The sequence below is a fragment of the Microbacterium sp. MPKO10 genome, from assembly GCF_026107415.2.
Classification (GTDB): domain Bacteria; phylum Actinomycetota; class Actinomycetes; order Actinomycetales; family Microbacteriaceae; genus Paramicrobacterium.
In genome coordinates this window covers 41,087-60,946 of the sequence record NZ_JAPCHX010000009.1, presented here as the reverse complement: position 1 = coordinate 60,946, position 19,860 = coordinate 41,087, and the positions used below count along the sequence as shown (strand labels likewise).

Annotated in this window: 19 protein-coding genes and 1 pseudogene; 9 read left to right on the top strand and 11 right to left on the bottom strand. The window is 62.3% G+C overall.

Translation table 11 applies throughout. The annotated features are described in order from the left end of the window. Positions 1–84: 84 nt before the first annotated feature. Positions 85–411: a nuclear transport factor 2 family protein gene (locus tag OK352_RS17345; protein WP_265142786.1), complete on the bottom strand. Its 327-nt coding sequence runs from the start codon at positions 409–411 to the stop codon at positions 85–87. 543 nt (positions 412–954) lie between these two features. On the opposite strand from OK352_RS17345, the pseudogene OK352_RS17715 reads away from it, so the two are divergent. Next, positions 955–1,700 (top strand): annotated as a pseudogene (locus tag OK352_RS17715) (SDR family NAD(P)-dependent oxidoreductase). 17 nt (positions 1,701–1,717) lie between these two features. Here the strand turns inward: OK352_RS17715 and OK352_RS17335 are convergent. The 7 genes from OK352_RS17335 to OK352_RS17305 all read right to left on the bottom strand — a co-directional run bounded on the left by OK352_RS17335 (position 1,718) and on the right by OK352_RS17305 (position 9,660). Further along, positions 1,718–2,917, bottom strand: a complete 1,200-nt coding sequence (locus OK352_RS17335; RefSeq protein WP_265142785.1) for an MFS transporter — start codon at positions 2,915–2,917, stop codon at positions 1,718–1,720. Positions 2,918–2,933: 16 nt separating this feature from the next. After that, positions 2,934–3,986, bottom strand: coding sequence for a 4-oxalomesaconate tautomerase (locus OK352_RS17330; RefSeq protein WP_265142784.1), 1,053 nt, complete (start codon positions 3,984–3,986; stop codon positions 2,934–2,936). 113 nt (positions 3,987–4,099) lie between these two features. Next, positions 4,100–5,194 (bottom strand): ABC transporter substrate-binding protein, encoded by a 1,095-nt coding sequence (locus OK352_RS17325; RefSeq protein WP_265142783.1) that lies wholly within the window; start codon positions 5,192–5,194, stop codon positions 4,100–4,102. A 32-nt stretch (positions 5,195–5,226) separates the two neighbouring features. Further along, positions 5,227–6,975 (bottom strand): ABC transporter permease, encoded by a 1,749-nt coding sequence (locus OK352_RS17320; protein ID WP_265142782.1) that lies wholly within the window; start codon positions 6,973–6,975, stop codon positions 5,227–5,229. Beyond that, on the bottom strand, positions 6,972–8,123 hold the full coding sequence (locus tag OK352_RS17315; RefSeq protein ID WP_265142781.1) for an ABC transporter ATP-binding protein: 1,152 nt from the start codon (positions 8,121–8,123) through the stop codon (positions 6,972–6,974). The genes OK352_RS17320 and OK352_RS17315 overlap by 4 nt, the downstream gene beginning before the upstream one ends. Then, positions 8,120–8,836 carry a PIG-L deacetylase family protein gene (locus OK352_RS17310; protein ID WP_265142780.1) on the bottom strand — a complete coding sequence of 239 codons (717 nt, stop codon included), beginning with the start codon at positions 8,834–8,836 and terminating at the stop codon, positions 8,120–8,122. Before OK352_RS17310 ends, OK352_RS17315 begins: the two co-directional genes overlap by 4 nt. Beyond that, entirely contained in the window at positions 8,833–9,660 is an 828-nt protein-coding gene (locus tag OK352_RS17305; protein ID WP_265142779.1) for an NAD(P)-dependent oxidoreductase, read from the bottom strand. The genes OK352_RS17310 and OK352_RS17305 overlap by 4 nt, the downstream gene beginning before the upstream one ends. Positions 9,661–9,822: 162 nt before the next feature. On the opposite strand from OK352_RS17305, the gene OK352_RS17300 reads away from it, so the two are divergent. The 8 genes from OK352_RS17300 (at position 9,823) to OK352_RS17265 (ending at position 17,171) form a co-directional block, all read left to right on the top strand. Then, the gene (locus tag OK352_RS17300) at positions 9,823–10,476 is read left to right on the top strand and encodes a GntR family transcriptional regulator (RefSeq protein WP_265142778.1); all 654 of its coding nucleotides are present in this window, start codon (positions 9,823–9,825) and stop codon (positions 10,474–10,476) included. A 99-nt stretch (positions 10,477–10,575) separates the two neighbouring features. Next, positions 10,576–11,547, top strand: a complete 972-nt coding sequence (locus OK352_RS17295) for a DUF6282 family protein (RefSeq protein WP_265142777.1) — start codon at positions 10,576–10,578, stop codon at positions 11,545–11,547. Beyond that, positions 11,544–12,311: an ABC transporter ATP-binding protein gene (locus OK352_RS17290; protein ID WP_265142776.1), complete on the top strand. Its 768-nt coding sequence runs from the start codon at positions 11,544–11,546 to the stop codon at positions 12,309–12,311. The genes OK352_RS17295 and OK352_RS17290 overlap by 4 nt, the downstream gene beginning before the upstream one ends. Before the next feature lie 20 nt (positions 12,312–12,331). Beyond that, the gene (locus OK352_RS17285; protein WP_265142775.1) at positions 12,332–13,171 is read left to right on the top strand and encodes an ABC transporter permease; all 840 of its coding nucleotides are present in this window, start codon (positions 12,332–12,334) and stop codon (positions 13,169–13,171) included. A 41-nt stretch (positions 13,172–13,212) separates the two neighbouring features. After that, entirely contained in the window at positions 13,213–14,253 is a 1,041-nt protein-coding gene (locus tag OK352_RS17280) for an ABC transporter substrate-binding protein (protein WP_265142774.1), read from the top strand. Between the two features lie 2 nt (positions 14,254–14,255). After that, entirely contained in the window at positions 14,256–14,855 is a 600-nt protein-coding gene (locus OK352_RS17275) for an RraA family protein (RefSeq protein WP_265142773.1), read from the top strand. 166 nt (positions 14,856–15,021) lie between these two features. Further along, a complete protein-coding gene (locus tag OK352_RS17270; RefSeq protein WP_265142772.1) occupies positions 15,022–15,513 on the top strand; it encodes an OsmC family protein in 492 nt (163 codons plus the stop codon). Next, positions 15,510–17,171, top strand: a complete 1,662-nt coding sequence (locus OK352_RS17265; RefSeq protein WP_265142771.1) for a sodium:solute symporter family protein — start codon at positions 15,510–15,512, stop codon at positions 17,169–17,171. Before OK352_RS17270 ends, OK352_RS17265 begins: the two co-directional genes overlap by 4 nt. A gap of 185 nt (positions 17,172–17,356) precedes the next feature. Here the strand turns inward: OK352_RS17265 and OK352_RS17260 are convergent, their stop codons facing one another. The 3 genes from OK352_RS17260 to OK352_RS17250 all read right to left on the bottom strand — a co-directional run bounded on the left by OK352_RS17260 (position 17,357) and on the right by OK352_RS17250 (position 19,778). Further along, entirely contained in the window at positions 17,357–18,034 is a 678-nt protein-coding gene (locus OK352_RS17260; RefSeq protein WP_265142770.1) for a hypothetical protein, read from the bottom strand. After that, positions 18,031–18,840, bottom strand: a complete 810-nt coding sequence (locus OK352_RS17255) for a DUF2207 domain-containing protein (protein ID WP_265142769.1) — start codon at positions 18,838–18,840, stop codon at positions 18,031–18,033. The genes OK352_RS17260 and OK352_RS17255 overlap by 4 nt, the downstream gene beginning before the upstream one ends. Positions 18,841–18,923: 83 nt before the next feature. Further along, positions 18,924–19,778, bottom strand: coding sequence for an NAD(P)H-binding protein (locus tag OK352_RS17250; RefSeq protein WP_265142768.1), 855 nt, complete (start codon positions 19,776–19,778; stop codon positions 18,924–18,926). Between the last annotated feature and the right edge of the window lie 82 nt (positions 19,779–19,860).

Below are 19,860 nucleotides of genomic sequence, written 5' to 3'. Positions count from 1 at the left end.
GGACCGGCATCGGCACGCAGGCAAGCTGCTGCTCATGAGCGGCGACATCCATCACAATGTCGGGCTGAGCACTTCGCTCAGTAATCAGCCCTCGCGTATTGTCATCGATGCGATCTTGTCGCCCGCAGTCTGGAAAGTGAAGCTGCTGCGCCCGTTCGCCCAGGAGCTCGCCCAGTCGCCCACGACGGTCACAGCATCCCCGTCGTCAGTGACCTCCTCCGGCGTCAGAACGCCAGTCGCACCGATGAACTCCTTGTCGCTCCACCCCTTGATCGCGTCTCTGCCTGTGAAAATTCGACCCCAGTCGTCAACGAAGCCGTCAACGGTGAATGCATCGAGAAACCCCGCCTCGTCGTGGGCATTCACGACGTCGATGAATGAGCGCACGGGTTCGGGTACGGATGCTGTCATGATGTACTCCTTCGTCAGTGTCACGGTGACGCGGTCGTTCCCAGTCAACTCCGCAGATCGCGCCCTGTCCACCCTCCGCACAGATTCTCCTGATGATGCCGTGAGGGTCGACGCGACTCTCAGTCGATATCCACCCTCGCGGGCTAACCTCTTACCGGATAGTATTGTCCGGTATGCGCGGGAGCATCGGTACGCTTCCGCATCAATGCGTTGGAAAGCCAGGAACCCATGACTCAGAATTCCGCTCCCCTCTCCGCCGAGTCCACCATCGCTGAATGGCTCGCCCACCCCGCAGGTGGTCCGGTCCTCCGCGCCGCCCTCGCCGAGTCCGGTCAGTCAGCCGACGCACTGCGGCCGGTGAACACCATGCCCCTTGAACGGCTGGTCGAGCTCAGCAAGGGCGCGTTCCCCGCCGAGCTCATCACCGAGCTCGTGCGTCGGGTCGAAGCGGGTGAGATCCCAGACGAGACTGCGGCACCAGCATCCGATACCGAACCCGCCGCCGACCAGCCCACTGCTCCCCTCCCCCGATGGACAGAGCAGATCACCCCGAACCGCTTCGCAGGCAAGACCATCATCGTCACCGGCGCCGGCTCGGGAATCGGCAGAGCGACGGCCTCGCGAATCGCGCGTGAGGGCGGGCGGGTCATCGCCGTCGACATCGCCGCCGATCGCCTGGACGGACTCGTGACCGAGATTCCGGATGCCGATATCGTCGCCGTCGGTGCCGACATCGCCGATGACGATGGTGTCGCCCGAATCATCGATGCAGCGGGCGACACGATCGACGGACTCGCGAATATCGCCGGAATCATGGACGACATGACGCCAGTCGGCGAGGTGACGGATGCTGTCTGGCAGCGCGTCTTCCGCGTGAACGTCGACGGAACCATGAAGCTGATGCGCGCCGTCGTGCCGCACATGCTTCCCCGCGCGGCCGGTTCAATCGTCAACATCGCGTCTGAGGCCGGGCTGCGCGGCTCGGCAGCCGGTGCCGCGTACACGGCGTCGAAGCACGCGGTCATCGGTCTGACGAAGAGCAGCGCCTACATGTACGGTCCGCTGGGGCTGCGCATCAACGCTGTCGCCCCGGGCGGCGTGATCACGAACATCGAGGCCCGATTCGCATCACCCCTCGGTGAGGCGCGCATGCGTCGGGGGATGGCGATCATGACGGATGCTGTCGAAGCCCCGCTCTGGCAGCATCCATCACGTTCCTCCTCAGTGACGACGGCGTCAACCTCAATGGCGTCGTGCTGCCCTCGGACGGCGGCTGGTCGGCTGCGTAGTTCATGGCTCCGCACATTCACCTCTTCGCCGAACCGTCACCGCCGTCATTGGGCGCTGAGGCCGAAGCCCACGCGGCGCACACAAGACTCGCACCCGTAAATGCAAAGACTACGCTCGCGCCACCGAGCATGGAGAGCACCGCAACGACGAGCGGAATCGCGGTCTGCCCCGCCCGATTTCCGACAAGGCGCAACGATGCCGCGAGGCCTCTCTGCGACGCTGGCGTCACCAGTGTGATCCACGACATCGTGAGCGGCTGCACGGTTCCCGCAGCGATTCCATAGAGCGCCATTGCAGCGGTGAGGCCAAGTGGGCCGAGCGGAAGCGCCAACGCCAGCAGGCTCAGCGCTGAGAGAAGGCCGCCGACGACAAGTACGCGCCGACGACCGAATCGACGCGTCAGGCGCGACAATGTGATGCGCGACACCATCGTGGCTGCCCCTCGTGCGACGAGCATGATGGTGATCCAGGATGCGGCGAAATGCCGTTCCTGGCTCAGCAGAGGCAGGTAGGCCAGCACGATATCCAGTGACGACAAGACCAGGCTGCTCGCGATGAGAGCGCGCAGAACACCCGCCAGGCCCAGAAGGCGCACGGTTCCTCGCAGCATCCGGGGTCCTGTCGCGCCTCGCGAGTGCTCTGATCGCGAGTCAACGGGCGGAATCAACAGCGAGAGTGCGAGGCACACCACGGCAACAGCGGCGATGATGCCCGCAATGACGGAGAAGGGCGGAGCATGAGTTCCTTCGTCGGGAGGGAGCGAGAGGAGCAGCGGGCCGAGCATCTGCCCCGTCGACGTGACGAATGTGTAGAGACCAAACGCCGAATCGAGCCGCCCTGGGGCAGCCGTACGCATTACCCACGCCTGCTCGCCGACAACTGAGAACAACACGCCGAGCCCGAGAAGCACGGTGGCTGCCAACAGCCCGACCAGCGAGTGGCCAGCGACGACGGCGAGGACGGCTGCCGTCAGAAATGAAAGGGCACCGATGACCAGGCACAGTCGCTCTCCCATGCGGTCAGCAAGGCGGCCGGATGGAATCGCGAGCACGAGCGGCGGGAGCGCAAAGGCGGCAGTCGCCACACCCAACCATGACGAGCTGTAGCCCAGATCGAGAATCGCGTAGGAGATCGCCGGACGCAGTGCGTAGCTGATGATCTGCACCGACAACGCATGGACCAGCAGCAGTACGAGAGTCCCGTGCTTTCCGCCCACCGTCCGCGCCCGCCGGTCAGAGAGCAGGTCGCGGGTATACGGTGCCGTCGAAGAGCTTGCGAGCTGTGCGAACGACAGCTGTGCGCGTCACATTGCCGCCATTGACCTCCACTTCAACCTCGAGTGCCCCCGTCGGATGCTCGATAGCCATGCGCGGCCCCTCCGATGCGCGTGCGATGCCGTCGGCCACCGTGCCGGGTAACGCCGCGGCTGCCGCGACGCTCGCCGCGCCCAGGACACCGATCGACGTGTGACACCGGTGCGGAATGAAGGTTCTCGTGCGCACCACCCCGCCCGCGCCCGGCTCCGAGATGATGGTGAGTTTGGGAACAGTAGCGTCTGTCACGTCGCCAAGTCCCATGGCAGGTCCCGCCGCGAGACGCAGATTCTCAAGTTGGCGTCGAACTCCGTCTAGTCCCTCGAGTTGTTCTGGGGACTCAGCGCCGCTGATGCCGAGTTCAGCTGCCGGAATCACGACGACGGGCATACCGTTGTCAATGCACGTGACCGACAGATTCTCGATGACGTCGGCCGCGTGGCCGGTCGGCAACAATTCGCCGCAACTCGATCCCGCAGTGTCGTCGAAGTCGATGACGACCGGCGCTGATGTTCCCGGTACGCCATCGATTGACGTATCTCCGTCGTAGATGACAGCACCATTGTTGACCTGCACCTGCGCAGTCGCGACTCCCCCTGTGTTCAGCATGCGAATCGGGACGGTCGTTAGACCCTCCGTGGCAGGAACGAGGCCTCGTTCGATGGCAAAGGGTCCAACACCGGCGAGAATGTTCCCACAATTCTGCTGACTACTCACGCGCGCCTCATCAACGACGACTTGAAGGAAGAGATATCCGACCCCGTTGTCGTTGCCTGAGATCACCCCCACCTTGCTCGTCAGGGGATGAGCCCCGCCGATGCCGTCGATCTGCCTGATATCAGGAGATCCCATGATGCGCAGTAGAAGCTCATCACGTTCACTGGGATCTTGCGGAAGGTCATCGGCGAGAAAGTACGCTCCCTTCGACGTGCCGCCCCGCATGAGCATGCACCTGATACCCCCGTCTGTCACGACAACACCTTTCTCTCTGCTTCATTGGTGCGAGTTTGCTCGCTGCCGGTCGCGTGTGGCACGGCTCGGGGAGTCCCGCTTGCGCGTTGATCATCCCCGAGCCGTGCCCCTGATCAGCCCGTGTAGCCGAAGATGTCCATCCACAGTTCGGCATCCGACTCGAGGTTGTCCAGTGATTCGTCGAGCGACGCGCGGTGCACGAAGTCAGAATCCGCGGAGGGCAGCTCGACATCGCCGATTGTGGGATTTGGCATGTCCTTGTGCACGGGGTAATCCCCCATTGACGCCGCGAGTTCTTGGCCAGCGGAGGACAACAGCCAGTTCACGAAGACGGTGACAGCGTTTGTCTTGTCGGTTGACGCAGACATCCCCAGATAGAAGGGGTAGGCGGCTGCGCCTTCTTCAGGTGTCGCGATCGTAATCGGCGCGCCGTCAAGCGAGGCGCTGTAAGCGGTCGCAACGGGGATCGTTCCGACAGCAATCTCGCCTCGGGCCAGTGAGTCAGTGAGGGATGCTGAAGAATCGAAGATCCGCGGATCGTTCGCGGCGTACGCTTCGAGCCAGTCTTGACCGAGCGTGTCCAGCTGGAAGCGGGTCAAAGCAGCGGTGCTACCGCCGGCGCCCACCTGCACGATTCCACTCTTACCCGCAAACTCGGGATCGAGAAGGTCGCTCCAGTTCTTCGGTGCGTCCTCGTCTGAAATCACCTGGTTGTTGTAGCCGAAGCTGTAGATTCGGTCGAAGCTGCTGTAGTAGAGACCGTCGTCGTACGTCGCCTCGGGAATGAGCGCAGAGCTGATGTCATCTGTCAGCTCGACAGGTTCAAAGACTCCGGCATCGGCAAATCCGGCGACGAGATCTTCGCCCGAAGTGCGGATCACGTCAGCACCAAGCTTCTTCGCGGCTCGCTCACTGAGAACACGCTCGGAGAGCTTGTTGGGGGCGAGCCTCACGATCTCGATCTCGATTCCCGTGGCCTCGGTGAATGCCTCGGCCACGTCGCTTTCAGATTGCTCGCTTGCTCCCGTGTAAAACACGATCGAGCCCTCTTCTTGCGCCGCTTCGTAAACGTCCGCGCTGGCAATGAGCTCGCCGTCGATGACAAGGTCGCCGTTCTCATTCGTCTCGGCTGAGCCACCAGCTGCTCCTCCGCTGCATCCGGCGAGCAAAAGACTCGCCGCGGCGAGGCCCGCGAGTCCTACGGTCATACGCTTTCTCATATCAATTCCTCTCTGAATTGTTATCGGGTGTTTCGTTGGTCGGCGCCGAATCGGCGAGCAAGGTATGCGAGCACAAAGATCACGACGCAGTACAGAAGACTGGTGGCCGCGCTTCGCTGGAGAATGCCGTTCTCGAAATCGTCGAAGATCACGATGGAGATCAATCGGGTGTCTGTCGTGAATAGGAACAGAGGCACAGTGAGCTCGCGCATGGAGAGCATGAGTAACAGCAGAAACGTGGAGGTCAACGGCACCCGCAGGAGCGGTGCGGTGATTTTCCAGATAGCCCGCACGCGCCCGGCACCGTGCATGACGGCACTGTCTTCGAGATCGCCATGGATCTGCAGGATCGATGAGCTTGCGCCCTGATACCCCTGCGGAAGCTGGGCAGCGACAAACGCGATGACGAGAACGAGGAGCGTGCCGTAGACAGGAAGCGGGATCATGAGCCACGTCCAGAGCAGCCCGAGGCCCAGCACGATCGACGGAACGGCCAGCGGAAGCATGCTGATGTAGCCGAGCCCGTTGCGCCCGGGCACCTTTGTGCGATTGACCAGGTACGAGACGATGAACGAAAGAAGCGTGCCGATTAGCGCAGCGGCAATTGCGACGACAACAGAGTTCACAGTCGCCCGAAGGACAACGTCATCTTCGAGCGCGTCGATAAATACGTCAAACCCGAGCGCATCCGATGTGAATGACCCGAGCACGGTGTTCACGTAGGGGGACTTGTGGATCGTGACGAAAAACAACGCCAACATCGGCAGCACCGTGGAAAGCGCGAAATAAAGACACCCGATTACGAGCGCCGGAACGCGGAACCATCCCAGGTTGACGGGGGTCAGACGGAGCCCCTTGCCCGAGACCGTTGTGTATGTCCGCTTCGACACGATTCGACGCTGAATCGCCGTGACGATCAGCACGATCACAACCAGTGCTATTGCGACCGCTGCGGCCTCATTGCCGCGGGCTGGCGCCGCATTCATCAGACGGTAGATATATGTCGGCAGTGTATCGACGCGACCCGCGTTTCCGATGATCTGAGCCACGGGGAAGTTCTCGACGGTGAGAGTGAAAATGAGAATCGCGGCACCGAGAATCGCCGGGAGTGAAAGCGGAAAGGTAACTTTGCGGAGCACAGTCCGCGGCGATGAGCCATGGACGCGAGCAGCCTCTTCGAGGTCCGGATTCATCAGGCTCAATGATGAGTGGATGAGGAGGAACGCGTACGGCGCATAGTAGAGGCCGAGGATGAAAATCAGTCCCGAGATGTTGTAGATGTCGGCGACTGCAGGAAGGCCGAGGTCGCGGGCAAGGATATTGAGCAATCCGGCGTTCTCTCCGCCGAGAAGTGACCACGCAAGTGCACCGACATACGACGGAAGAAACATCGGCACGAGTCCGACGAAGTAGAGGAATCGCCGGGCAGGAGCGTTTGTGCGTGCCGTCACGAACGCGAGGAATGACCCGATGGCGAGCGCGAGAACTGACGACCCGACTCCGACAATCAGGGAGTTGATGGCCGCACCGCGGACTCCGGGGCCTAAGAGCGTTGAGAAGTTGGCCAGCGTGAGATTGACAAGGTCAATCTGTCCGGGTCGCGGAGTCGATGTGCTGAACGCCGACAGAACGACGAGTGCAATCGGCAGGATGATGAGCACGGCAAGGACGGCATAGAGGATCAGAGGGACCGTGAGGCGGCGGGCACCCGACCGAGCACGCCCAAGTGTCTGCTCTCTGCGCGTGAGCTCCGACTTCTCGAGTGTCATGTCCGTGTCACCCCCATCGCAGCGGTGCTCTCGGGGACGACGTCACCCGCGGCGGCTGTGTCGATGCCAGGGACATCGAGAGGAATCACTTGGATCGCAGCAGAGGGAATACCCAGCGAAACGTCATCACCGGGCCGGAGGCCCGTTGCGTGATGCTTGGTACCAAGCACATTCAGCTCGACCCCACCTTTAACCCTCACGCGGTAGGACGCAGTGGCTCCGTGGAACTCGGTTGTCACAATCTCACCAAGAACAACGTTCTCGCTCGAAGACGCTGCGTCGTCTCCGATGACGATGTCTTCAGCTCGAATACACGCACGTAAGGCGTCTGCGTACTCGAAGCCGTCAACCCGGAGACGCACGTCGCTGTCCACAAGCTGCACCATGCTCGAGTCCAGCGCCGTCACCGGAATATTGTTTGTCACACCGAGGAAGTCCGCGATCGATGCGCTGAGCGGTCGCGCATAGATCTCACTCGGGGTGCCAATCTGCACGATCCGCCCAAACTGCATCATTGCAATCCTGTCGGCGAGCGCGAGCGCTTCCTCTTGATCATGGGTCACATAGATCGACGTCAGACCGAGCCGGGTCTGCAACTCGCGCAGATCGCCACGCAGTCGCTGTCTCAATCGAGCGTCGAGATTTGACAGTGGTTCGTCCAGAAGCATGACGGAGGGCTCCATTGCGAGGCTTCGTGCCAGAGCGACCCGCTGCATCTGTCCCCCGGAGAGCATGCTCGCTCCGCGGTCCGCAAAACCATCGAGGCCAACGATTTCCAAGGTATCGCTGACCTTCCGCTTGATTTCGGCCTTGTTCATGCGCTTCATCTGAAGTGAGAACGCAACGTTCTCGAACACCGTCATGTGTGGCCAGATGGCATACGACTGGAAGACCATGCCGATGTTCCTCTTATGTGGCGGTCGGTTCACTCCGAGCCTGCTGTCGAAGAGTGTGCGATCGCCCACCGAGATCGTTCCGGTGTCCGGGGTCTCGAGTCCGGCAATGCAGCGCATTGTGCTCGTCTTGCCACACCCTGACTGCCCGAGCAGGACGAGTGCTTCTCCCTCGGCAATGTCGAGGTCGAGCGCCTTGACAGCGGTGGTGTCGCCGTAGGTCAAGGTCAGATCGCTCACGCTGATATGACTCATAAGGACTCCACAACGTTGGGGACAATCCGCTGGAATGCCTCCGCCTGCCGAATCTCCTTGTTTCCCGTGACTTTCCGCGCATGATTGCCCCGGTGCTCCGCGCGCTCGGCATAGTACTGCTGCAGGTAAGACTGCGCTTTCATCGCCGACATCGCCTGCTTCTTTTTCTCAAAGACCTTCGTGATGTCGACGAAGACTGAGGGAACAAACCCGCAGAGGTCAGGCTGATGCGGCTCGAAGACAAGGAACTCACTGGGCGGGGCGGTCCGGAACCCGGCCTCCACGACAGCTCCGGCTGTGAGGAGTCGTGCCTTCGCGACCACGGTGTATGCGACTGGATGATCCGGGTTGAACGGATCCTTGTCCGCGTGAGTCAGAACGACGTGCGGAGCATAGTCACGCATCAGCTCCGCGAGGCGGTCTACGCCAGTCTGATCGACGTTGAGCGGGTAGTCACCGAGATCAAGCGATTCGAACGTCGCTCCAACCGCGGCGGCCGCTTCGCTCGCCTCAGCATGGCGATGCTTCTTCACGTTCTCCTCGGTCTGACCCGGGATCTTCCACAGCTCGCCCGATTCGCCCCGCTCGCCGTACGACAATGAGACGACACGTGCCTCTCCGCCTGCCTCAGTGTGCTGCGCGATCGCGCCCGCCGCTCGCCAGACGAAATCTGCGCTGTGCGCTCCGACGACCAGCATTCTCCGTGTACTCATGCGTGGGAACTGTCCTTTCCATTGTTCGGGGCAGACGAGAGTCCGCGCCTCGTGTTTTGTTCTTCGTGAAGCTTCGATAGCCAGGTATGGGCAGCGTGAGTCGTCCAGTTCGGTGACCCGAGCGTGTCAAGATAAGCGGCAGCATCCTCGGTCTCGTGCGCACGACGCTCAGCGTGCTCGCGGGAGCCGGAGATCAGACGCTCGATGAGGGCCTGCGCATCACCGCTGAACTCCGCGGCAATCTGCTGTCGCAGCCAGTCCCCCTGCCCGGCGGCCTCTGCTGCGGTGACGCTTTCAAGAACAACTGAGGCAAGCCCCTTCATGAACACGCTGCGCAGAAGTTTGCGCCCCGCAGCATCCCCCGCGGCTCCGCCGATTGATTCGACTGGCGCCCCGGTAATGGACATGATTTGTGCGAATGCATCCGCACCATCTCCGCTGACCATCAGCGGTGTGAGGACGCCGGCGCGCGGCACGGGGGCAAGTACCGCCACATCTGCGAACCTCACCTGGTGGGTTGCCGCAATCGCCGCCATTGACGCCTTCAGCTCGGGGGACCCTGTGTTCAGATCGGCAAATATCGCGCCGCGCTTCATCACGGCGAGTGCTGTCGATCCGACGTCTTGTGCCGCTCGGGCTCCCACGAGACTGACGACGAGCTCCGCGTTCTCGACCGCCTCGGCCACTGACGGCATCTGCGAGACACCCTCGGCATCGAGACGGGTGAATGGGTCGTAGCCGGTCACTGTGTAACCGGCATCCCTGAGGCCTCGAGCATAGAACCCGCCAGCCTCGCCTAACCCGATGATTGCAACCGTCGTCATCAGTGCTCCTCCCTTGGCGCATCGGCGTCGAAAATGACGGTATTACATTGTCAACAATTTTGCAATCAAAAATGGACACATAATTGATTGATGAGAATGCGTCAACTGTGAGCACTTTTGTTTACAGTTGTTTCAACACTTTCGATCACCAGGGGGTTGAGGATGCCGAAAACCGAGGCGGCACAGCGACATGACGGCACATATGTCACCGACGAACTGCGTCGCGCGATAACGGCGGGAGAGCTGGCGCCGAATCAGCGACTGATCGAAGCCGATCTCACAGAGCAGTACGACGCAAGTCGTGGTGCAGTTCGGCTGGCCCTTGCCAACCTCGCGGCCGAGGGCCTCGTCGAACGCATCCAGAATCGAGGGTCGCGTGTTCGCGCAATCGATCTCGACGAGGCACTCGAGATCGTCGAGCTGCGCGCGGCACTCGAATCGATCTGCGCGGCAAAGGCGGCGGAACGCGCGGACGACACAGGGGTCGCCGCGCTCAAAGCCGTCGGCGAGCGCATGCGGAGAGCTGTCGACGACGGGGATACCGAGACATACTCAGCAGGCAACAAGGAACTGCATGAGCTCATCCTCAGGCTAAGCGGCATGAAGGTGGCACCCGGCGTCGTCAACCGCCTGCGAGCTCAGAATGTGCGCTACCGCATCCGGCTCGCACGGCACCACAATCGCCCAAACGTCTCGCTTCCCGAACATCTCGAGATCATCAACGCCATTAGCGACCACGACGCCCCTCGTGCGGCAACGGCGATGGAAACTCACCTCAAGAGCGTCCTAGAGGCCACACGCACGTACTTCTCCTGACGCTCGCGCGATCAATTCGGCCGGTCGAAAACTGACCGTTGACACTGTCGACAAAAATGTTGACAATGTAGAGAACGATATTGATCGCAAAGGAGCGCCATGTCTGCACACCCGCAGCCCAGCGAATCAGCACGAAAGCTCGTCACCGGCGCGTACGACGTCCACGTGCACGTCGCCCCCGATGTCATGAAACGCCGGACCACCGATTTGGAGCTCGCTGAGCGTTATGCCGAGCTCGGAATGGCCGGTTTCGTACTGAAATCCCATTACGTGCCCACCGCCGAACGAGCATCGCTTGTCAGAGCAGTCCATCCCGACGTGGACGCGCTCGGAGCGATCACCCTGAATGCGTCAGTCGGGGGCATGAACCCTGTCGCGGTCGAGATCGCGGGGCGCGGCGGCGCTCAGTTCGTCTGGCTTCCCACCGTCGACAGCGATAATCAGCGCAGCTGCCTCGCCGAGGAGCCCGACGGCGCGACACCGCCGATGTGGGCACAGTTGCAACAAGATCTGCGCGACGCGGGAATGGCCAGCCCTGTCGTCGACGTTCTCGACGCGAACGGCGCCGTCACAACACCGACGCTGCAGGTGCTCGACGTGATTGCCAAGCACGACATGACACTCGCGACAGGTCACTTACACGGGAACGAGTCGGCACGCGTCGTCGAGGCCGCGCGCGACCGTGGTGTGCGAAGAATCGTCATTACTCATCCCGAATTCACGTCGCAGCGCATTCCCGTTGACAACCAGCGCAGCCTCGTCCCCTTCGGCGCGTTGCTTGAGCGCTGCCTCACCACACCGCTGACCGGCAAGGTCAGTTGGGACGACTGGCTCGGAAATATTCGCGCCGCGGGCCCGGAAAATTCCGTCATCAGCTCAGATCTCGGCCAGCCGTTCAATCCGCCCGTTGAAGATGGACTTGCGATTGCCGCCGACATCCTTTTGGAGAACGGGTTCTCAACAGACGAGGTGCGTCGCATGACTGTGCACAACTCGCGATGGCTGGCTGGAGCCGCTCCCCTGGCTGATGCACCGCAAGATCATGCACAGAGGCAGGAGGCACGGCAATGACCACTGTTCTCGAGATCGAACATCTCACGAAGGAGTTCCAGCGCGACGACGTCGCCACAGTCGCCCTGCGAGACTTCAGCCTGACGATCGAGCGCGGCACATTCGTCACGGTGCTGGGTCGATCAGGATGCGGCAAATCGACGATGCTCAACCTTCTCTCCGGTTTGTCGAAACCCACGTCAGGGCGCGTGCTGCACAACGGCGACGCCCATACGGGCCCCACTCCGGAAATCGGATACCTCACCCAGAGCGACACGCTCATGCCGTGGCGGACGGTTTTGCGCAACGTGGAGATGCCGCTTGAAATCGCGGGACGTGACAAGACTGATCGGACGAGAGTCGCACGCGATCTCATTTCGCGCGTCGGCCTCGATGGCTTTGCTGATAGCTACCCCCGCGAATTGTCAGGCGGCATGAGGCGACGGGCGAGCCTCGCCCGGATGCTTGCCTACGGCGCCGAGACGATCCTTATGGACGAGCCGTTCGGCGCCCTCGACGCCCAGCTGCGGACCGAGCTTCAGGGTGAGCTTCTTCGTCTCTGGTCTCAAACGGGTCAGACCATCATCTTCGTCACGCACGACATTGATGAGGCCTTGCTGCTCGGCGATCGTGTCGTCGTGCTCGGCCCTCTCGGCACAGTGCTGCTCGATCAAGAAATCGATATTCCCCGTCCTCGTGACCCGGACCGCACGACTGTCGATTCACGATTCATCGAACTGCACCTGGAACTCGCCAACGCACTCAAAGAAGGGGCACGGCAATGACCGCCGCGCACACGATCCCTATGACTAATACAACTTCGTCTCCCGCGGCAAGCGGACCGGTGAAAGAGGCACGGAAGCGCACCTGGTGGGGCAAAAATGGACACCAGGCCACCGTATGGATGCTGCGCGTCGCGTTGTTCCTCGCTTTCCTCGTCGTCTGGTACGTCGCGAGCCTGATTGTGCCGAACCCCATGTTCATTTCTGACCCGATCGCGGTGTGGGATCAGCTCGTCGAGTGGATTGTCGATGGCACCATCGTCTTCCACACCTGGATCACCGTCCAAGAGGTCGCACTCGGGTATGTCATCGGCGTGCTGACCGGTGCGGTTGCAGGGTTCATCCTCGCTTCCATCCACCTGATCTACTCCGTCTTCGAGCCCTTCATGATGGCGCTGTACTCGATTCCGAAGGTCGCTCTGGCACCTCTCTTCATCGTGTGGTTCGGAATCGGAATCGATATGAAGATCATTCTCGCGGCTGTCAGCGTGTTCTTCCTCGTTTTTCTCAACACCGCCGCCGGCGTGCGTGAGGTGGAGCGAGGATTGATCGACGCGGTTCGCCTGATGGGTGGAACAAAACGTGATGTTGCATTCAAGGTCGTGCTTCCAGCATCCATGGCCGGCCTGCTCACCGGCCTCAAGGTGTCAATTCCCTATGCGCTCATCGGTGCTGTCATCGGCGAGCTCGTCGCGTCGAACCGCGGTCTCGGATACCTGATCAACGACTCCGCGTCGCAATTCAATACGGCAGGCGTGTTTGCTGCCGTAGCCGTGCTCACGGTGCTCGCGATGCTGCTCAACGGTGTCGTCGCACTCATCTCAGCACGTACCGGCCGGTGGAAGCCCATCGGCGATGCGTAAGGCACGTACTTTCATGACAAAAACTCAGTGAGGAGCTCACAATGAAGAATCGAACGAAGAGACTGTGGCGGTCGATCGCGGCAGCCGCAGCATTGGTCGGACTCGGCCTTTCAACCACGGCGTGCTCCGGTGGCGGAGCTGGCGGAAGCGACGACCCTGAGGTGCTCAACGTCGGGCAGATCAGCGACTCCATCGCCTTCTTCCCGCTCTACGTCGCCGAAGAGAACGGATATTTCGATGACGAAGGCGTCAACCTGGGAGAGCGACCGCGGCTAGGGACAGGGGCGAAGCTTGCCGCTGCCCTGACGTCCGGTTCGATTGACGTTGCGGCTGGCGTGATCACCGACGCCTTCAACCTGCATGAAAACAACGATAAAACCCGGCTGACCGGTTCTCTCGTGACCGAATACTACGTCGACATCATTGTCAGTTCGGATTATGACGGTCCGGGGGCTGACGCTCCGCTCGAGGAGCGCGTCGCCTCTCTCGTTGGCAAAAACATCGGGATCACCGGGCCGGGCTCGGGAACCGAGGCTCTCGTGACGTACCTGTTCGATTCCATTGACAAGGATCCGAGCAAGGACGCCACGCTCGTGAATCTTGGGGGATCGACGACGGGCGCGATTGGAGCGCTCTCTGAGGGTCAGGTGGACGCGCTCGCGTTCTTCCAGCCCGTCGGGCAGATGGCCGAGACCCAAGGTGTCGGTGAGATCTACATTTCGCCTCAACGTGGCGATATCCCGGACATGGCCGGCCAACTCCATGGGACGCTCTTCAGCACAACGACCGCGCTCGATGCGAAGTCGGAGCAAATCGAAGGCTTCAACCGCGCTATCGATTCCGCGCTCAAGTTCATCGCCGACAGCCCCGACGAAGCGGCGGATCTCCTGAAGACCTATCTCAAGGCGACCGACCAGGACACGGTGGATGCTCTCATCAAGCTGCTGCCCGAAGAGATGGCCTCCTCCACCACTATCCCGAAGGATGGATATGAGAAGGCCGTGAATTTCCACGTGAACTCGGGGCTCATCCCCGCCGGCCCTGAGTACGCCGACATGGTCTGGGACGAGGTGGCGGAGTAGACATGGTGTTAAGCGAATCTGACGTCCGCATGAGACTCGCGTCGGTCGCCGTCAGCCAGGTCGGGGATGTCATGGACCGCCTTGGTCTCGTCGACAGCGCAATCACCCCCGCTTGGAAGGGCGCACGATTTGTGGGCCGCGCGGTCACTGTATTGACAGCAGCGGGCGATAACAAGGTGATCCACGATGTGATTCCGACGCTTACTGACGGCGATGTGCTCGTAATCAATGGTCAGGGTGCGACCTCGCGAGCACTCATCGGGGAGCTCATGGCCGAGCGCGGGCAGCGCAAAGGCTGTGTCGCGTATGTCATCGACGGCGCTATCAGAGACGTGGATGAAATCGGCGAACTGCGATTCCCGGTGTATGCGCGAGCAGTCACCCCCGCGGGCCCGTACAGAAATGGTCCTGGAAAGATCGGCGTCCCTGTAGCAATCGGCGGGGTTGTCGTCGCTCCGGGCGACTGGCTTGTCGGTGACAGCGATGGGGTCGCGGTGATCCCTCAGGCGGATGTCGAATCGGTGATCGTCGATGCCGAGCGCAAACGTGAGAAGGAGTCGCAGCAGCAGCTCGACATCCGGGCCGGACTCGTCGACGTGTAATCGTCGCCGTCCGCCACATCGCTTCCTGCTCAGCCGCGGTCGATGTGCGCGTCAGCAACGCCGTCCGCCATGCAGCAGAGTTCCAGCAAGCGCGTACGGAGAGCTATATGTCGCCACGTTACGATCGCGTTGGTCCACACCCGGCACACACGATTGCATAGAGATCATGTCCACATCTCTGTCTGCCGAACCCGCGACCGCCAACGCACCGAAGCTCAAGTCCGTGCGTGCACGCGGAACATGGCAACAGCGCATGACCACCGAGATCGCCATCCGGGACTTCACGTTCCGCACGGACGAGCCTGAGCGCGTGGGCGGCACCAACTCTGCCCCAACGCCCATGGAGTTCGTCGCCGGTGCCCTGAACGGCTGCATCACGGTCGTCGTCGAGACAGTCGCTTCAGAGCTCGGGCTCACGCTTCGCGCCCTCGAGACGTCGTCACACGCACACATGGACGTCCGCGGCTTCGACGGCACAGCCGATGTCTCTCCGCATTTCCAGGACTATGCCCTGACAATCACAATCGACGTGGATGCTGATGAGCCCCAGCGTTCCGAGCTGGTACGCCAGAGCGAGAAGCGGTGCCCGGCGATCAACCTCGTGCGCGACGCGGGAGTGGACCTCACGATCGACTGGGACTTCGGGACAGCCGCATGACCGCGCCCGGACTCTGGACGATCGGGCTCGCCATCGCGTACACGATCGCACTCGTGACGGTTGGCCGTTTTCTCCAGCGTCGCGCAGCAGCATCCCCGCAAGGAAACGCAGGCTTCTTCGTCGGCGGTCGGTCCTTCAGCAAGTGGACTGTCGCCTTCTGCATCACGGGTCTTTTCTCTGGCTCAAGCTTCATCTCCATCATGGAGCTGAGCTACCGCACCGGAGTTTCAGCCGTCTGGTACGGTGTCGCCGAATCCGTCCAGGTGATCCTCATCGCTCTCCTGCTGGTCAAGCCCCTGCGGGAACGGCTCGTCGTCACGGTCACCGGCATCATCGGCGAGCGCTTCGGCCGCCTCGCGCAAGGGATCTCTGGTGTCATCACGGCATTCACGTTCCCGATGTGGTCGGTCGCAACGGCTATCGCGTTCGCCTCCGCACTGCACGCGTTCACCTCACTCTCGATCTACGCCGCCATCACCGTCACAGCAGTTCTCTTGCTCTTCTTCCTCTGGGCCGGCGGCATGCGCGCGGTCGCTTTTACCCAGACAATGAACTGCCTCGTGTTTCTCGCGATGCTGATCGTCGGCATTCTCGCATTCCTCCTCAATCCCGGCGTCGACGGGCTCGCTGAGCTGGCCCAATCGCGTCCCGAAATGGTGGATCCGACAAGCGCCGGTGTCACTCTGATCGCCGCCTGGTTCGGCACGTTCATCGTCAATGTGTTGCTTGCCCAGGCGGCATTCCAGATGAGTCTGTCGTGCCGCACACCCGCCGAGGGCCAAAAGGGTCTTTTCATCGCCGCCGGTCTCGGGCTTCCCCTCATCGTCCTCGGCGTCGTCCTGGGGACGGCTGCCGCAATCGTGGTCCCCAACGAAGCTTTGCCCCTCGTCGCGACGCCGATGTACATCGCAGAAGTGCTGCCTGCACCTCTCACGGGCGTCTTCTTCTTGGGAATCTGGGCGTGCGCCCTCGGTTGGGCTGGCCCGTGCCAGTTCTCGGGCGCCACGAGCCTCGGCCGCGACGTCGGCCGGGCGATCCGCCCCTCAGCCACCGAGGCAGACCTCGTCCGGTATACGCGCTGGTCTCTTGTGCTTCTGACGCTGCTCATGATCGGCTTCGCTTTTTTGCGTACAGAGCAGGCCGCCTGGTGGAACGTTCTCGCGTGGACGCTGCGCAACGGTGCAACGCTCGCTCCTGTTCTCGCCGCGTTCTTCTGGCCGCTTGCGGGGCGTCGCGCGGCGATCCCGGCCATGATCGCCGGGTTCGCGTCAGGGCTCCTCTGGTACAACGCCGGCGGCTGGTCCCCCACGGAGTTCTTCCTCGGCATCCACCCGGTCTGGGTCGGCATGGGAACCAATGTCGTGGTCATGATTGTGATTGCGCTCGCGAGCGGTGGATGGACGTGGACAACGGATGCCGCGTTGCGACGCCGTGGCACGGGTTTCGCGATTGCGACCGTCGTTACTGCGGCCGTCACGATTCCGTCGGCACCGTGGCTGCACGGGCTGGGGCTCTCGGGCCTGGTGTACTTCGCTGTTCTCGCGCTGGCATCGACGACGATCTTCTTCTGGACGACCCCGGCCCAGCGCGAAGATGCGGGTGCTGTGACGGAACACACGCACGCGCACGACCCGGCGTCTCAACCGTCCGTCCCGTAATCGACAGCTCACGCCGTGCCCCGCATGAGTACAGTCCACATGAGCTCAGAGCCAGCATCTGGTTGTGCGTCGCTTTGTGCGGCGCCTCATTAACCGAGACGCCGCGCGAGACTCCCGTTCGGGCACCGCTCAGGCAGTCGATGAGCTCGCCTCTGCACCGGACGACGGAGAGCCCCGAGATGGGCTCAGCCGCGGTCGATGTGCGCGTCGGCAACGCCGTCCGGGTCCCCCGCTAGCGTGATCTTCACCACGCCTGCGATACCGAACTCGTCTGCGCCGATCACCCACGCGTCTGCTGTCTCATGACCACATTCAGCAGCATCCGGGGGAATACCCACACACTCCACGCTCGCGATCGCGTCGGTCGCCGTGATCGTCGTCTCACCCAGGGCTATCGGCCGCACGTAGACCACGTATCCGTCGGCGGTCGGCACCGCGGCACTCGTCACGTCATAGCGAATCGCACCCCGGTGCGTGCCCTCGTCAAAGTCGTCACCGACGGCAATCGACACGGCATGATTCTGCACCTCGAAGGCCGACGAGACAGCAGCGCCGTCGATCGTCGACTCGGGAGCCGCGTACTCTGCTCGCAGATACGGCGGGATCACCGAGCCGTCATCTGACAGCCGGAACCCGTCGTGGACGGTGCCGCCGAATGAGAAATGCGCCTCCGCGCGCATCTCCACCTTCTCGCTCAGCACCACCTGATAGCTGCCATCCTGACCGATCGTCACCTCATTCGCTGCCTGGCGACTGCGAACCGGATCCACGGCCCCCGGCATCACGGCCGACGCAGCTGCCGAGCCAGCCAGCAGAGTCATGGCGACGATCGCGGTCGTAGCCAGCATCCTCATCATCGTCACACCTCCTTGCGGATCACTGATATGGGCTCGGCCGTCACCGTGCTTGGCATTGCGAACGCGATCGCCTCAACAGGACCGGTGGGTTCATCTCGCCAGGCGATGCGTGATTCTGAGGTGCGCGTCGCGAGCTCCTGCAGCCTCGTGCACTCGTCGTTCAGCTCAAACGTCATGTTGTCAGGCATGCACGAGATGGCGTTCCCGTCTCCGACGTCGATGCTGCGGTAACTGACCGTGCGATGGGGGCCGCGTGCGAAGCTGAGTGGCAGAACCATCAGATCGGCGCCGTCGACTCTCACGTGCACGTCATCGAGCACATAGCTGACCTGCACGGCATGACGCCCGGCAGACCACTCTCCCTCCGCCGCGGTGAAGCGGTACGCGACGCTGTCATACATCGGATCGTCGACCTTGGAATCATCCTTGTCGACGGTGAGCTCATCGCCCGGCCCGTCGTCGGTGAGCACCACGCCCGTGACGTCGGACACCGTCGGAAGAACGATCAGCTGCGTGTGGCGGTCTCGCGTCTCCCAGCCGATCCGCGACGCTCCGATATACCACGAGACCGGGTCGGTGCTGCCCTCGGGAGTGTCGAAGACGAGCTTCTCTGTGACGGCAAGCGTGCCATCGGTGTTCGCCGTCGCGGTGACCGTCACCTCTTCTGGAGTGAACGCGGCCTCGCTCACGCGTTCGACATGCGGCGACGTTCCTGCGCGCCCGACAAGCATCCCGACCACCATGACCACCACCGCGATCAGTGCGACGCAGACGAGCGCAACGAGTGTGATGGGCATCCAGCGGCGGCTCATAGCTCACAGTGTATTCGCACGGTCGCGGCGAGGCCATGGGGCCCGTTACACCTCCCCACGAGGAGGCGCGCTCGGACGTGCCACTACCGGAGGGAGGCAGCGAGAACCTCACGCACTGTCCGCGGCTCGCGGCCCAGGATCTCACGCAAGGTCGGTGCGACGCCCGTGAAGAAGCCCTCGCGCGCCGCCTGGTAGATGCCGAGGGTGAAGCGCGCTGCGCCCTCGTTGTCTCCCGAGGCAACGCGCTGCGCGACCCACTCGTCATCGTGAATGTTCTGCCACACCACGGGGGCTCCCGTGAGGTCCGATGCGATGCCGGCGACCTCCGCGAATGTCGGCGCGGCCGCGGCGGTCAGCGTGACAGGGCCGTCGGGAGCGGAACCCGAGACGATGAGCGAGGCCGCCGCTTCAGCGGCATCCTCCCTGGCCGTCCATGAGACCGCGCCGTTGCCCGGAACCTCGACGACTCCGGACGTACGCCACGAGCCGAGCAGCCACTCAAGGGAGTGAGCGTAAAAGCCGTTGCGCAGGGCCGTCCAGGCGAGCCCCGATTCCTGCAGCATCCACTCGGTCGCCGCGTGATCGCGGGCGGGCGCGAATGGGCTTGATGGATGCGCACCCTGATGGCTCGTGTAGAGAACTCGCCCCACCCCTGCGGTGACTGCCGCGTCGATCGCCGCGCGATGCAGGGCGACCGCGTCGGCCGCGGGGTCGCTCGACGAGACGAGAAGCAATTGATCTGCTCCCTCGAATGCCTGGGGGAGCGACGCAGGCTCGGCGTAGTCGGCGCGACGCACCTCGATGCCACGGTCGGCGAATCGCTGCGCCTTCTTCGGGTCACGCACCGCGACGGCAATGGTCTCGGGCGAGTGCGAGTCGCAAAGCTGGTCGACGACGGCTCCGCCAAGTGCGCCCGTTGCTCCGGTCACGACGATCATTGATACTCCTTCACCTATATCGTTGATAACGTCAGAACGTTATCACCGGAATATCATTGATAGCAACAACGCGATATCATCG